This window comes from Seonamhaeicola sediminis (genome assembly GCF_004358095.2).
Classification (GTDB): Bacteria; Bacteroidota; Bacteroidia; order Flavobacteriales; family Flavobacteriaceae; genus Seonamhaeicola; species Seonamhaeicola sediminis.
In genome coordinates this window covers 590,857-606,865 of the sequence record NZ_SMZJ02000001.1, presented here as the reverse complement: position 1 = coordinate 606,865, position 16,009 = coordinate 590,857, and the positions used below count along the sequence as shown (strand labels likewise).

The following is a 16,009-nucleotide window of genomic DNA, read 5'->3' as shown; positions in this document are numbered from 1 at the left end:
TTAATTTGTTTTTAAAAGGATAAATCGTGTTTCAAAATGCTCTACCAAGAAGGGAGCGGTTAGTTTCTCAATTTCTTCGCCTAAACTGTTTACCAGATATACCTCGCTAATGCCAGGGTTTTCAAGAAATTTATTGATATCTAAAATAGCATGATCACCTTCGGTTTCGCGAAGGTGTAGAATAACGCCATCGTTCGTTTCTGTTGGTCTGGCGTTCACTAATAGTAAATTATCAACCAAACCGAGGTCAATTAGTGATTCTGATATTTGATTGTTCTTCGATTTTTCTTTACCGCTATTTGCTTTACTTACAAAAGGCACACGGTTGCCCCAACCAAATTTGGTAGCAAAGGTGTTTGATTTGTTCTCTGAAGAGGTTATTTGATATTTCCAGTTTAACTCTCCAAACTGGCTAGCCCTAAAGTTGGTTACCCAATAATTATTAAGTACCCACGAGTAAATATGGCCTTTGTTTTTTACGGGGTTTTTATAGTAATACCGTCCTGTATTTATACCACCAAATTGCACCAGTGGTGTATCTTCGCTACAAAATAGAATTTGCGAATCGTCGAATTTTACCGAGGCATAATTTTGAATGGTATTCCAATCTGATGCAGACCCCGCCAATTGGTCTATACCAGGGCGAACCGGCCCACCTTGAGCTTCAAAAACCAATTGTGCATTTTTATTTGAAAACGGAAATGCGACATATAATCCTTCGGGTTCTATTATATCGAGCTTTTTCATATTGTATAAAAACTCAATCTCTTTTTTATGATGGTACAGTCGAATTTCTAAAGTGATGCCCGAGGATTCTTCGGCACATTCAGGAAGTTGTGCTTTGCATATAATAGATTTCCAGATGTTACCATCTGTGATTTTTTCAATTTTGAAGCTCGAAAACTCGTAATGTTTTTCATTTAGCGGTTTAAAAACAGTATCTCTTCTCGTGGCTGTTAATCGCTCTAAATCCCTTCTGTCACGGATTCTTTCGTAGACCATAGTACCTAAAGAATGTTTACTTTCCGTATCGAGAAGTTCTTTATTTAAGGCTTTGTCATAAATACTGGTGATGCCTTTTTTAGCTTCGTCAATTTGAATCGTATAAAAAGAATTTTCAACGGTAGTTGCAACCGGTAATTTTAAATCTTTTAAAGTTGCCTTTTCATCTAAAACCTTTATGGTGTATGTTGCATAGCCCAGAGGCGGGACATCTTTTACCCAAAGTGCCCAATAGGTGCCCTCGGCACGTTGTCTGATAATCTGTGTTGGGATTTCATTTCCGTTACTATCAACAATGCTCGATTTCTTATCTAGTGGTAAAATGTCGTAATCTATAAAGACTTCGGCTATACCACTTCTAGACCAATTTAAAGTATTGAAAACTGTTACTGATGGTGCTTTCGGAACTTTTACATGGGGCTGAATTAAACCGATGGCTTTTTCTCTTAATAAATTTGCCTGCTGGTTGGCCGACCATATATAAGAGGATTTTTGGCTCCATTGGTCCATCGTATTTTTATTGTAAGGGTCTCTTATACTTTCTGCGGCCCCGAAGGTGTGTTCGCTGTAAAGCAAAAGGTTGTCATAGCAGTTTCGTATTTCATCATGTATTTGTTCTGGTATGTCTCCACCCGATGTTTGTACCATAGACAATAATCCCATGGTAGCTAACATTTGTGAGTAGCTATTACGAAGCACTTTGGTTTCTTTCATAGCAGAGCCAAAACCATCGGTCCACCAATCTGGCCATGATACTTTTTTTGTTTCTATATCATCGGGATGGTTTTTTTCGATGTGTACCATAAACTCGCTGGCTAAGGCAGATTTTAACTTAGGCCACTCGTAAGTTTCATTCCATTTTTTAATGATGTCGCAAGCTTTTGTTGATGGTGGAGAATTGTCTGTGGTATAACCAGAAAACTGAAATGCCACCCTATCAAAAGGATAGTCTTTATCTTCAAGTCCGTCAAGGTATTTGGATAAATTAGTTCCAAATACATCCATTTCTCCAGATACCAGAGCCAATGCATTACCATGCATATAGTGCTCACTTCTGTAGGCTAAGAGTCTTTTACCAGAAGGCGATTCCCACCAAAATGAGGTTGGTTTATTAAATGGCAATCTAGCCCGATGTGCATGTACCCCCATGGTCAAGTATTTTACTCCTGTATCTTCGTACATATCTGGCATACACCAGCCAATGCCATTAACATCGTTTTGCATTGCTGTTGTTACGTCTATGCCTTTAGCTTTAAATTTTTTAAGGGCTTGTAATTGAATGGCTAATGCGGTTTCATCAATAGTTTCAGAGTAGTTTAAAAACATCCCTGTAACCTCAATTCTGCCTTCTTTTACACGCTGTAGAAGGCGTTCCACTTGTGCTTTTGGTCGGCTGTTGATGTATTCCCGAACGGTCCAAGCCACTTCACAGGTCCAACGAAATTGTGCTTCTTTTGGGTAGTGGTCTGTTTGGTCGCAGTAATCTAAGGCATCATCAATATATCTTAAATGTTCTGCTAAAATTTCAGACTGTTGGCGTGTGTAACCAATATCAGTATGGCTATGTTGTACCAAATAAACCGTCCATTCTTTTGTTGGTTTTAGAGCTACTTCTATACGTTCTTTTATTTTGCCATATTCTATTTGTGCATTAACGGTTCTAGGTACTTCCACTTTCGGTACTAAAACATCAATTTCGTTAAGCCCTGTATTTAGTTTTACTTTTTTCGATTTACCTTCAACGGATACCCTAGCATTAATAGGTTCTCCTAAATGCACCATACTAAAACGAATGACACTAAAAAGTTTATCAGCTTCTTTTTTTATAACCTTTAATTGATGCGCGTTAAAGTCATTTTTTGGATTTATCTTAAACGTCATATACCACGCGTTACTATTGTTAGGTACACCTTCAATTTTTAATCGTACGGGAGCTCCAAGGGTAACCATTGATGTTGGCATTGTAAGTACAGCATAGCCCATTTCGTCTCTATTAGAATCTACCATAGATTGAATGAAGTTGAGCGATACACCATTGTCGCCATGAGTGGTTCTGGACTTTTCCTCAGTGGTAACAGGGTTTTTAAAGGTTAATACTTTTTTATCGTTTATTGATAAATCAAATGCCTCAGGGTTGTGAGTAACATCCATACCATAGACCCAAATGAAGGACACGGTTTTACCATTGTATGATTGAGGAATGGCAACTGTTTCCCATTCCATGGGGCCTACATCTTCGGTAGCTCTAGTTAAATAACACGGGTCGTTGTAGGAATGAGGAGAAGGGTACGCAAAATTCACCCCTGACACATCTTTACCATAACCATTTAGATATTTTGACTGTGCAGAAACATCTAAACTAAAACTAACCAACAATGCAATGAAGCATACATAATTTAATAATTTCATGATAGTATTATTTAGTATTAAGTTACTTAACCGGTTAAGCAATTTTGCAAATAAAAGGGATTAGCTTCCGCAAGATTGTTTAATATCCAGTTTCGTTTTCATTATTATATTTTTATAATTATTTGTTCTATTTTCAATAGTATCCAATAACAAATCTACAGCAGCATCTCCCATTTCTATGATGGGGAAATCAACAGATGTAAGTGGAGGGTCAAATAAATCAAAGCCTCTATCTTTTCCAAAACTTACTATGGCTACTTCCTCGGGGACATTTATGTTGTTAAGCTTTAATAAACGCAACCCTTCTTCAGCTAAATAGTGTGTTGCAAATACAATACCATCTACTTTTTCTTGTTGCACCAATTCGTGCATAGCTTCTTTAAGACTGGCTTCTACATCGTTGTAAGTTACGTGTTTCACAACATTGGTGTTGTAGGCAATATCTTTATTTTTAAGTGCTTCTTTATAACCTTTTAAGCGGTCTTTTATAGAATCTAAATCTAGGGAAATGGTTATAAAACCTATATGTTTTCTACCGTTATCTATAAGTAGTTCTACGGCAGAAGTCACGCCTTCCTTATCTTCTAAGGCTACTACATTGGTTTCTATATCGGTGTATTTTCTACCCACAATTACAAAGGGAAAGTTCCCTTTTTTTAATTTTAAAATATCGTCGTGGTTTTTTTCACTAGATACTATTATAAGACCATCTACTTGTCTATCTAACATAGACTGTATGATTTTTGATTCTCTTTCTGGAGATTCGCCTGTACTACTAAACACCACATTATAACCCAGTTTTTCTGCTTTTTTTTCAATGCGTCTGGCTATTTGGGCAAAAAAGCTATCGGATATATTAGGCACAATTAAGCCTATCATGTTACTTTTTCCTAAGCTTAAACTTCTGGCTAATTGATTGGGTTTGTAGCTGTGCGCTTCGGCATACGCTTTTATTCTATCTTGTGTTTCTTTGCTAACCCTTTTTTCATCGCCTCTGTCGTTCATGACATATGATACTGTTGTCTTAGACAGATTTAATGCAATGGCAATATCTTTAAGGGAAATACTTTTCAAATGAATATATTAGTTTAACCGGTTAAGCAAATATATAAAAGTTTTCCATAAAATTTGAATTTCCAGAAGAAATATAAAGATTTTAACACTGATGATTTTCTAAATTATAGGATGGGAATTAAGGGTGTGTTAATGAGGTACAAATATCAAATCCAATTACTTTGCCGTTAATTATAGTATATTTTTATTGACATTTTAATGTGTAGTGACCTAAGAGAACTCTTGTCTTTATGAGATATCTCGTCGCTCATACTTCGCTATGTCGATATGACAAAACATTGTTTTTTAGTTTTGAAAAAATAAGTTATGTATTAAAATTCAAATTACGTTACCTCAGGGTTATTCTTTAACCATAACTGGTTTGTTATCCATAAATTCAATACGATAGTACTTTTCATTGAAATACACATGATGTAGTTTGCCCCTTCCCTTAAAAGGCCAATCATCATGATTCATATCCAAAGGTTTTTCTGAATCGATTTGAGGATTGAATCCAAAGAAGTTTTTCAGCATTACTTGAGAAATCCCTATACCAGATGAACTCTCACGATTATTCCATCCACGGTCTGCTATACGTACTTTTGCTGTTTTATTTAATTTGTCTTCTCCCCATAATTCCCTAGCCTGAGCCCAAGCACCTTCATAGGTAACGGGTTCTATATCATGATAAAAAGTAAGTGCGTCTTTGGCATAATCCATATTCACCATGGCGTCCATCACTTCTGGCACCCAACCATCAAAACTGCCTAAAGGCCCATGGTCTGGTCTGTCTGAATCTTTTGCGGCAATATCATCCAAAGACTGGGCCCGCATCCATAAATCTGTTCGTAGCTCCGTATTTAAAAAATCCATCATCTCCTTTCTAATTTTTGGATCTACATCGTTTGAGAGATATTTTCCAAAATATATAAAATCTAGCACATGCCGAACCTCTACTTTTTTATTGTTAGGATAAAGGCTGTTCCAAACACCGTTTCCTGCATAAAGTTCTAAAATTTTTTTTGACATTTCATCTGCTTTGTTCCGTAGTGAAATGGCTTTGGAGTTGTTGCCCCTTTTCTCGTGTAACTTAGCGGTTTCCCTCATCATCCATACATACCCTATGTTAAAGGATGGTACGGTATGAATATAGGTAGGTACACACTCTAATAAATTCCATGGATTAGCACCAAAATCGGCAAGTTTGTACAAGTCATTTTCGTATCCCGCTTTACCGTAATTTGACAAGTTTTGCCAATTTAAGGCATAAGATTCCAAATGCGAAATTACGCTTTTATCACCTATTTCATCATCAAGAAATGCATAGTCTCCCGTGGCAGCAATATAAGCCCTAATAATTCTAAATAAGCACCAATAATTGGCTGAATAGCCATTGCCGACCCCATTACCGCCAAAATTATCTTTCCCGTAATGCAAATTTGGGTCTATTTCTATCCAGGCCATGATGTGTTCTTTCATCATTTCTGGGTCTACCACGGCCCAAAGTTCTGACCAAATGGCTATATCCCAAAAAAATGTGGTGGTTGCACCCCACCTTGGGCCTCCCGTTAAATACACACGGTCATGTTGGGGTAAATTTGTATTTAAAAGATACAACATGGTCAGTGGACCGTTGTAATACACCCTTTTAGCTTTTGCATCATCCGTTTCCAAAACCGGAAAACATCCAGATACAAGGTCGTTGTTTGGTGTAAATAGCTGTTGCCACTTGTTTTCCCAATTTGTCTTTGTGCTTAAAAACAAAGAATCAAATTTTATGGTCCAATCGTTAACGTTTCGATGTATGGTGGTTGCATTATCCCCATAAGTTAAAAAATACTTGATTTTTTTGGATTCATTTGGACCCAGTTCAACATGCCAACCTGCCGTACCACCGCTATTCATTACCCTTAGATTATCAGGAGCTGTGGCCAGGGCAAATGCCGAAACTGCCGTGGTATTATTATCCTGTATAACAACACTTTGATTTACCTTTTGTGCTTGAAAATGTGTTGCGTTTAGTATCTCATTATCTGAGGGCCAACTCATCTCTGGTTCGGTTTCACCATCTACAATATGCCTTCGCATAGCTTCAATATTACCGTCTCTTCCTTCTGAACGTTTTCCCTCCCAATCTGGGAATGGATACCACCATTTCCAGTCTCCTTCCTTGTATTGACTTATATATCCTATCATATCCAAGTCTATCTGAACGTTTTTTCTGATTTTTTCAGTGTTGATAATTTCTACTTCCCACATAATGGCATCGTTTTCTACCAGCATTCGTGTAGCAGAAGTTATATCCAGTCCATCCATATTTCCTTTACGAAGTGCTTGATAAGGTTGCCACCGAAATAAGGAAGCTTTAGGTGTTTTACCGTTGATTTTCAATGTTCCTGTATGGTGTCCTCCGGAGTAGGGAGCAGAAACAAACCAACTTACGGAAGTCATATCCCGATTTAGTAGGGCTTGCCCACGGAAATTGCGAACGGAGGGTTCTATGGCCATGGTATCTGAAGCCATCCAAATGCCTGATACTTCATCTAAGGTGGGTACATTGGTAATGGTATCAACATCGCTTTTTGATTGATTTTTACAACCAACTATTGCTAACGTTAAAATAATTGCAGCGAACCAAAAATTAGGTGTTAAGATATGTTTCATGTTAATTTAGGTAAGCAATTTTGGATGTTTTTCTAACAGAATTAATATCATCTCTCCAAAATACGTATTAACCCATGAAAACCAAGGGCGTGTAAAATCTTCGGGGTGGTCTGGTAAATATGATTCATGAATAAAACCGGTACCTGCGTTACTGCGCTTTAGTTGCTCTATACAAAATAGTATTTCATCTTCATTATTGGCGGTTAATGCTCTTGAAATTGTACTTAATGGCCAAATCATTTTAGGAGGTTCAGCATAATGTGTGCTACCAATCCCTTCATCGCGCTTACCTCTCACAAATTTTGGATTCCAATCGCTTAATAGCCACTTTCTGGTATTCTGGTAAACGGGGTCATCAATTGAACAGGCACCAATATAGGGTAAGGACATAAGGTTGGGTACTGTAGATTCTTCCAGTAGTATGTGGCTACCATAACCGTCTACCTCAAAGGCATACATTTCTCCAAATACACGATGGTTGATAATGGCGTAATCTTTTACGGCTTTATCTACTTGGTCAGCCATTTCAAGACATAAACGCGCATGTTTTTTATTGTTCCTTATGTTTTCAAACATTTCTGCAAGATGCTTCAATTCTACAACAGCCATAAGGTTGTCAGGTACGTAAAGTGGAAATACACAGGCATCGTCTTGTCGGTGTGTGGCATGTATCATGCCTATTTTACGGGTAGGTCGGCCATATCCATTATTGGCAACTACTTCATTAGCACTAACAGATTCTCGCATAAAAGAATAGGGGCCGGGACTTTCAAATCGTTGCTGTTCTTTCAACGTATCGTAAATAAGTACCATGGCTTTTTCCCAGTTGTCATCAAATACTTGAGTATCGCCAGTTACCTTCCAGTATTCGTAGGCCAAACGAATCACAAACAGTAAGGAATTTATCTCCCATTTTCGTTCATGCAGTTCATCCTTCATGTCTGTTATGTCATTAATCCAATGGGTTTTTTCAGATATGTCTTTTTTAAATGCGTTTGCGTAAGGGTCTACTAAAACACAATCTGCTTGCCAGTTAATTAACCCAGCAACTATCTTTTTAAGCTTTTTATCTTTTTTGGTATATGGTATATATGGCCATACTTGGCATGTAGAATCTCTTAACCACATGGCATTTATGTCACCTGTTATAATGTGGGTTAAAGGCCTGCCGTTTTCTTCTTTGTAGAATACGGTGGTATCTAAGGTATTAGGGAAACAGTTTTCAAAAAGCCATGCCAGCTCTGGGTCTTTAAGTTGTTTTTTTACTTTTTTTATGACCTCTTCGACAGCTTTACTGGTAAATAACCGCTCTTTCTTTGGAGGTCTTTTAGATATAAAATCCTTATACGTTTTTTGCGAAAGTGTAAATTGAGGAGTTAATGCCAGCCCCATAGTGCCCAATGCTGTTTGCTTTGCAAAAATTCTTCTATTCATTATTTTTTTTTATTTGCAAAGCTTCAGCTTTCATTAACTTAATAGCCTTCCCCAGTGCTCCTGCTGCACCAAGAAAAAGATGGTTACCATAATGCTTGTGGTCAATTACGGAATACCATTCATAAAAGCCCTCGTTTTTAATCACACGGTCTAAAAAGGGGCTTATTTCTTGATAGGCCAATTCTAGGTGCCCAGTCTCAATCATTGCTTCGATAGTGCGACCACCCCACCAAGTCCAGTCGGCAGTATTAACGTAGCGATAGGGTATAGTACCGGCTCCTTCATAGAAACTTCCTAATGGGTAAGGTGGCCAGTTAATAACAGCAATGGTCATCGCGCCTGACAATTCTTTGATGGCAATCATTTTGCGGTAACTGAGTTCTATCTCTTCTTCTGTTAAAAAGCCAGCCATGATAGCGTATACGGTTCCGCCTAGGTAGTATATTTCGTCTTCATCAAATCCACTAAAAGGTGAGTCTTCAAGATATCTGTGCGGTATAATTTTCTTTCTTTGCTCATCCCAAAGGTGCTTTCTTACATTGGTTTTAATGGATTCTTTTTCAGCACTCCAGAACTCATATTTTTCCGTATCCTCTTTTATCCATTCAAGGTATTCATTAAGGGCAAGCACGTAAATAGCGTTATCGTAAACATCCACACACCAATGGGTGTCCTCTGTGATGTAAACGCCCCAGTCACTCTCGGGTTGTACATCGGTCCAGTCTATAGTAGTAGCTCCAAATATTAATCCGTATTTTTCAGAATACATTTTTGTTTTCAAAAAATTGAGTGCCATTTCGCAACGTTCTAGCACTGTTTTGCCAGCTATTACCTCATTTAGAATATCCTTTTCACCTGTAGATCTAATGTATCTTCCAATAGCTAATATCAAAGAAGATTCCTGATCGGTTTCTACTGTGTTTTTATGACCCTTAAAATCGGGTGCCGTTTTAGATAGTCTATAATCATAACCTCCAACTGTTGAAACCTCCGTGTAGCCGTCAATTATGTTACCATCATCTCCTTGAAAGTCGAAGAAAAGCAACAACCTTTCTTTAATCAACTCTCTAGGGTTTACTTCTAGTGCCACCTCAATGAATGTGGCAAAGTCTCTAATCCAAGTTTCTTTGTAGGCGTGTCCAGCTTGAAATCTTCCATCTTCTGGTTTTAAGGTTTGTTCAGCTTTTGCCAAAACCTTATCTAAGCGTTTGTCTGCCAAAATAGTCTCAGCTAATTGTAGCTTAGGATTATCTTGTTTTTCAGTTTCTTTTACAGAATTGGTACAAGAACAAATGATTAAAAGTACTAGTGATAATTTAAGAAATTTGCTCAAAATTAAAATTTTTGATTTATTAGGCTATTATTGATTAGTCTCACTAAAATTTGTCTACGTTAACAAGTGCGGTTTTTCTTTTAAGAATTTCAGTATCATCTCCCCATAAAAAGAGTTTACCCAGGCAAACCACGACCTTGTATAATGTTCTGGGTCATCAACGACATAAGATTCATGGATAAAACCAGTTCCTGCATCGGTATTTCTTAATTGATCGAGACAGAATTTAATTTCATCATCATCCTCGGTGGTTAATGCCCGTGAAATGGTACTAAGCGGCCATATTCTTTGGGGTGGCTGCGGATAGTGCGTACTACCTATGCCTTCTGTCCATTGGCCTTTAATGTATTGTGGATTATATTCACTTAGTAACCATTTTCTGGTATTTTGGTAAACGGGATAGTCAATATCGCAATAGCCAATGTAAGGCAGGTTCATCAAATTAGGAACTGTTGATTCTTCTTCAAGAATACGCCCCCCGTAGCCATCTACTTCAAAGGCAAATATTTTTCCAAATACCTCATGATCTATAATAGCATCTTTTTCTACACCGTTCCTAATTTGTTTTCTCATGAGTTCGCAGGACTTAGCAGCCTCCTCGTTGTTTTTGAATTCGCGGAACATTTTGGCAAGATTCTTTAATTCAACAATGGCCATCAGGTTATCAGGTACATAAAGCGGTAAAATACAAGGATCATCCTGACGGTGTGTGGCATGTATCATTCCGTTTTTCCTTGTAAGTCGACCATAACCATGGTTCACAAAGTATTCATAATTATCACCATAATTTCTGTAATGTTTATAGGGTCCGGGGCCATCAAAGCGTTGTTGTTCTTTCAAGGTTTTGACAATTGTTAACATAGCTTCCTCCCAAACATCGTCAAAAGGAGAGGTATCCTTGGTTATTTTGTAATACTCGTCACATAATCTGATGACGAACAATAGCGAATTGATTTCCCACTTTTGATGATGCACCCCCGGCTTAACTGGATATTTTTCTGTTGACCAGAAGCTAACCCGTTCAAAATCATCATAAAAACAACATGCATAGGGATCCCAAATAACAGATTTTACTGTTTGGTTAATTAAGCCCGCAATCATACGTTTTAATTTCTCATCTTCATTCAAGTAGGGCATATAAGGCCATACTTGGCAAACACAGTCTCGTAGCCACATGGCATCAATATCTCCGGTAATAATGTAGGTAAACGGTTTGCCATCTTTTTCTTTATAGTAAACAGTCGTATCTAAGGTGTTTGGGAAACAGTTTTCGAAAAGCCATGCCGTTTTATGGTCCTTTAATTGTTTTTTAACATCCACAATAACTTTTTCAATGGCTTCACTGGTAAATAATCGTTCTTTAACCGGTGGACGTTTGCTCACATATTTGTTGTCTTTTATTGCTGCCAATAGTGGGTTTGAAACAAGTACTCCTCCAGTTAATAAGCCTGCTTTTTTTGAAAATTCTCTCCTGTCCATGTGTTTATTATTGTTTAATTGAAATTTCTTCTTTCAGTAATTTAATAGCTTTACCTAGGGCACCTGCGGCACCAAGGAAGGTGTTTGAGCCATGGGGTTGATGGTCTATAACAGAGTACCACTCGTAAAACCCATCATTTTTAATTACTCTATCTAAAAACGGACTTATTTCTTGATAAGCCAATTCTAGATGTCCTGTTTTTATCATAGCTTCAATCGTGCGCCCTCCCCACCAGGTCCAATCGGCTGTATTTACATACACATAAGGGTCTACACCGGGGTTTATAAAACTCCCTTTTGGATATGGCGGATAGTTAATAACAGCCACCGTCATTGCGCCAGTTAGATTTTTAATAGCAAGCATTTTTTTGTAACTGGTTTCTATTTCATCTTCTGTTAAGAATCCAGCCATTATGCCGTAAACGGTTCCTCCTAAATAGAAAATTTCATCTTCATCAAATCCGCTAAAAGGGGAATCTTTTAGATATCTATGTGGTACAAATTTTTGGAGTTTTTCATCCCAAAGGTGTTTTCTAACATTAGCTTTTATAGATGCTCTTTCTGCATTCCAGAAGTTGTATTTTTCTGTATCATTTTTTACCCATTCCAAAAATTCGTTAATAGCAAGCACGTAAATGGCATTGTCATATACATCCACACTCCAATGCGTGTCTTTAGTGATAAATACACCCCAAGGACTTTCTGGTTGTACATCTGTCCAATCTACTGTAGTAGCACCAAAAAGCAGATTGTATTTTTCTGAATACATCTTTTCCTTTAAAAAGTTAAGTGCCAATTCGCAACGCTCTAAAACGGTTTTTCCGTTTTTGTTCAGTTGTAGTATGTCTTTATCGCCCGTAACATCAATGTATCGCGCTATGGCTAGTATTAAGGACGATTCTTGGTCGGTTTCTACCGTGTTCTTGTGGGCTTTGTATTTTGGTGCTGTTTCCGAATAAATATAATCATATCCAGCCTCTGTAGCTATATCAGTATAGCCGTCAACAATATTGCCGTCTGTACCTTGAAAATCGAAGAATAATAAAATTCGCTCTTTAATCATTTCTTTTGAATTTACCTCAAGGGCAACTTCAACAAATGTGGAAAAATCGCGTATCCATGTTTCTGGGTAGTTGCTACCTGCATTAAAGTTGCCATCTTTTGGTTGCAAGGTTCGTTCTGCCATAGCCAATACTGTATCTAGGCGTTTGTCCGCCAGAATAGTCTCAGCTAACTCAAGTCTTGGGTCTTTTTCTTGTTTTGTCTCATTTTTGGACTTGGAACATGATAAGATCAAGAGAAAAACTAAAGTTATGGTTGATAATTTCTTCATGATAAACCTATGTGGTTTAATTAGTTTTAAAACATTTTAGTTGTCATGGTTCAGAGAAGCAATAATGCCTTTTATATAACCAATAGTAAACGCCCTTCCGCGTTCTTCCCAAGAAATATCGCCAATAATTTTTGGTACGTGCCCTGGCATAATCATGCCTTTATAGCCAACGTCTTTAAGCTTTTTTAGTATTTTAACAGGGTCATAATACCCTGGCATATCCACAAATACCTCATTTAATTTGGTGTCATTTACCAACGAGTTGGATACGGTTTGAAAGTGGACATATATCAGCTTATCCTGCTTTGCAAAATACTCTGTCACCTCATCCAGGTCTTCTCCCATTGCCGAAAAATTACCCAAGCAGTATTGTAAACCATGATTTTCACTTTCTACCAAAGACATCCCTTTTTTATAGGCCTCAAAGCTTCTAAAAAGCTGTGGCACACCTGCCAAGGAAGGTACAGGTGGGTCGTTGGGGTGAAGTGCCAAGGTTACCCCAGCCTCTTCCGCTACTGGTAATACGCCTTCAAGAAAATATTGGTAGTAATCCCACATTTCGTCCTCTGAAAATACACGCCCGTGAGACAGTGGTGCTCTTTTAAAATCATCAAGGTCTATGCTCATAGAGTGGGCCCCACCGCGAATAGGATAGGTGGTTGAAGAGCGCCAAACACCGGTAGGCGTCCATCCATAGCCTAAAACAGGTATGCCTGCGGCACCCATATTGGCAATGGTTTCTTGCACATGTTTTAACTGTTCTTCCCTACCAGGTTGCCCCATCATTATTTTATCGTAGAAAGAAAAAGGCATGTTCTCTAAAGCTAAAAAGCGGATACCTGCGTTTTCAACGGTTTTTCGTAACATCAGGAGGTCCTTATAGTCCCAGTGGTGGTCACCCGGAAGCGGCAAGCTGTCAAAATTGGTGTCGATGAGATTGTTTCTGTACATGTTCAGAATAATTTCATCAACGCCCAATTGCTTTATGAGCATTAATTTATCTTCGGTGGGGTGCATAAAGGACCCAAAACCTGGACGCATGGGTAAATCTTTCCACTGTCCGCTCTTTAAAAGTCTTTCCATATATTTTTAAGTTGGATTCGTTATTTAGTAATTGAATAGGTTTCGCCATAGAACTTTGTAGTTTCCAGTTGGCCGTTTTTGTAAATTGAAAATGTTTTTCTTTCTAGTTGAATGCTATAGCTGTCGTTGTTCCATTGTACATCTTCCAGTAAAGCTCTACCAATATCCTCGTGGTTATAAGGTTTTATAGATAAGCTGTTTTCTTGAATGTTTACACCAAAGGTTCCAAATACAATGGCTTCTAAACCCGCGCCAGCGGCTATCTGAACAGGCATGGAGGAGCGGTCCTGTTCCGCAACATCAATACGGGGGTTTTGTGGGAGATACGGGAAATGCTCTATGTAACGAATGTTGCGCTTTAAAACGTCCCACCCTTTGCCTGCAAAACCTTTAGCGTATAAATTACGTGAAATACGACCGGGCATACCGGCGTATTGGCCTCCGCCACCCCAATCGGAATCTATTAAATCCCAATGCACGGTATCGCGACGGGCAATGGAGTAAACACCATATTTTCCTAAAAATTCGCCTTCTTGAAGATGGCTTACTAGTTTATAGGCTTGGTGGGTGGGTAAATAATCGGTGCCTAATAAATCGAATAGGTGGTAGGTCCAAATGGTGCCTTTGGTTCCGTCTGGATAATAATTATCAAACCACCCCAGTTCTTCATTCCACATATACTCATCAACTAAAGATTTTAGTTTTTCAGCGTCTTTAAAGAATCTCTTTTCTAATTTACTTTCATTTCTTTTCTTCGCCCAATCGGCCATGGTGTATAACAAATCGATGGTAAGCGTATTGGTAATGGGTACGACATGATTATAACCATCGGTTCGTATTTCAATAATCTTTTCGGTATTGTAGCCCACATCTATTAAACCTAGTTTGTTGGTGTAATTATCCTGCAATTCATCTACCCAGGCTTGCATCCATTGCCAAACGGTCTTACCGGCGGCCATTTCATCAAAAATGGAATAATCGTTGGTATGGCGTAAGTAGGCTTCTATCATAATTTGAAGCGCAAAGGGTTCTTGTATGTATAGAATATCCCAATGGGCACCGTTCCAGCCAACATAGGTGCGTTTTAACTGTACTTGTTCAAAATCGGTTATAATGGCACCTTTTAAGCTTTCGGGGTCCAACATAGCGAGAACATCCGAGGAATAGGAATTATCCCAACTAATCGTGTAGGGCCAGGTACCTACGGCCCAAAACACGTCTGATATATAACTTGGGTTTTCATACCTGCTCATGAGTACAGAAAGCAAACATCTGTAATAATACTCTTGGAACTGCGCATTATCGCTCGTTAATTTAGGGAGTTTTTTATAGGCCCATTGGAGCATCTCGCGTGTTTTTTTATCCGCTTGCTCCATACGCTCTTTAATATCGTTTTGTACTATTTGTGGCGCGCTATCATTGGCATCATAAAAATGAACGGCAAAATAAAAAGTTTGTGTAGTGCCGGGAGCCATACTAATTTCAAAACCTTTATCGCTTATGGTCTTAATAGAGGATGATACTCTTACATGTGCTTTTTCACTACCAATGGTAAAGGCATCTATATTCTCAGCTTTTGCAGAACCTGCCGTTGCACCTTGTTTGGAGTACTGCTCTACAATTTCTGTAACCTGATTGGGTATAATGGCCATGTTTAAGTCCTTGGAATTTCTATTGGTCAATTCCAGTTTTATAAAGACTTCATCGTCTTCAAAGGACACATTGGTCCAACTTTTAGCTGCAAAGCTTACCCATTTCTTGTTGTATTCCTTATGAAAGGTGGCCGACCTGTAATATTGGTTGGGTTGCCATTTTTCATCTTGTGTTACCATTATTGATGGCGAGTTAGGCCTGAAGTTAGACCCTAATGGGTCGTGGCTTTCCCCATCATCAATCCACGATTTCCATTTGGTAGGCACATCGTCTTCAATTAATCGTTCCGTGCCCTTATCGTAAAAATTAAGGTTGAATTCATACCGTGGTGCCCCTAACGGTAGAAACCACACATTTGTAAATTGCGTCACACTGTACTGCCTTGGGGAAATAAATCCGCGATAATTTACTAGAAGAACCTGCTCATCATCAAACTTGATGTCTTCCCTATGCATGGCATAGTACTCAGGGTCTGCCGGTGTATACTTTTTTTGTGCCGTGGCTAAGTTGCATAGTGTAACACTTGCCAGAAAAATGAATAATCTTTTTTTTATCATGGTTCTATT

Annotated in this window: 9 protein-coding genes; all 9 read right to left on the bottom strand. The window is 38.3% G+C overall.

Translation table 11 applies throughout. From position 1 onward, the window contains the following. Positions 1–3,411: a glycoside hydrolase family 38 N-terminal domain-containing protein gene (locus tag E1J38_RS02145; RefSeq protein ID WP_133354363.1), complete on the bottom strand. Its 3,411-nt coding sequence runs from the start codon at positions 3,409–3,411 to the stop codon at positions 1–3. A 60-nt stretch (positions 3,412–3,471) separates the two neighbouring features. Further along, the gene (locus E1J38_RS02140) at positions 3,472–4,485 is read right to left on the bottom strand and encodes a LacI family DNA-binding transcriptional regulator (RefSeq protein ID WP_133354365.1); all 1,014 of its coding nucleotides are present in this window, start codon (positions 4,483–4,485) and stop codon (positions 3,472–3,474) included. 339 nt (positions 4,486–4,824) lie between these two features. After that, positions 4,825–7,128, bottom strand: coding sequence for a hypothetical protein (locus tag E1J38_RS02135; RefSeq protein WP_133354367.1), 2,304 nt, complete (start codon positions 7,126–7,128; stop codon positions 4,825–4,827). 6 nt (positions 7,129–7,134) lie between these two features. After that, positions 7,135–8,562 (bottom strand): glycoside hydrolase family 125 protein, encoded by a 1,428-nt coding sequence (locus tag E1J38_RS02130; protein WP_133354369.1) that lies wholly within the window; start codon positions 8,560–8,562, stop codon positions 7,135–7,137. Next, complete coding sequence (locus tag E1J38_RS02125) at positions 8,555–9,895, bottom strand: GH36-type glycosyl hydrolase domain-containing protein (RefSeq protein WP_186525800.1); 1,341 nt, start codon at positions 9,893–9,895, stop codon at positions 8,555–8,557. Before E1J38_RS02125 ends, E1J38_RS02130 begins: the two co-directional genes overlap by 8 nt. A gap of 54 nt (positions 9,896–9,949) precedes the next feature. After that, on the bottom strand, positions 9,950–11,374 hold the full coding sequence (locus E1J38_RS02120; RefSeq protein WP_133354373.1) for a glycoside hydrolase family 125 protein: 1,425 nt from the start codon (positions 11,372–11,374) through the stop codon (positions 9,950–9,952). 7 nt (positions 11,375–11,381) lie between these two features. Then, on the bottom strand, positions 11,382–12,707 hold the full coding sequence (locus tag E1J38_RS02115; RefSeq protein WP_133354375.1) for a hypothetical protein: 1,326 nt from the start codon (positions 12,705–12,707) through the stop codon (positions 11,382–11,384). A gap of 36 nt (positions 12,708–12,743) precedes the next feature. After that, on the bottom strand, positions 12,744–13,790 hold the full coding sequence (locus tag E1J38_RS02110) for a mannonate dehydratase (RefSeq protein ID WP_133354377.1): 1,047 nt from the start codon (positions 13,788–13,790) through the stop codon (positions 12,744–12,746). Positions 13,791–13,810: 20 nt separating this feature from the next. Then, a complete protein-coding gene (locus tag E1J38_RS02105; protein ID WP_133354379.1) occupies positions 13,811–16,000 on the bottom strand; it encodes a glucosidase family protein in 2,190 nt (729 codons plus the stop codon). Positions 16,001–16,009: the final 9 nt, after the last annotated feature.

Coding starts and splice junctions, on each gene's coding strand:
- E1J38_RS02145 (WP_133354363.1), bottom strand. CDS start 3,411: ATGAAATTATTAAATTATGTATGCTTCATTGCATTGTTGGTTAGTTTT.
- E1J38_RS02135 (WP_133354367.1), bottom strand. CDS start 7,128: ATGAAACATATCTTAACACCTAATTTTTGGTTCGCTGCAATTATTTTA.
- E1J38_RS02130 (WP_133354369.1), bottom strand. CDS start 8,562: ATGAATAGAAGAATTTTTGCAAAGCAAACAGCATTGGGCACTATGGGG.
- E1J38_RS02120 (WP_133354373.1), bottom strand. CDS start 11,374: ATGGACAGGAGAGAATTTTCAAAAAAAGCAGGCTTATTAACTGGAGGA.
- E1J38_RS02115 (WP_133354375.1), bottom strand. CDS start 12,707: ATGAAGAAATTATCAACCATAACTTTAGTTTTTCTCTTGATCTTATCA.
- E1J38_RS02110 (WP_133354377.1), bottom strand. CDS start 13,790: ATGGAAAGACTTTTAAAGAGCGGACAGTGGAAAGATTTACCCATGCGT.
- E1J38_RS02105 (WP_133354379.1), bottom strand. CDS start 16,000: ATGATAAAAAAAAGATTATTCATTTTTCTGGCAAGTGTTACACTATGC.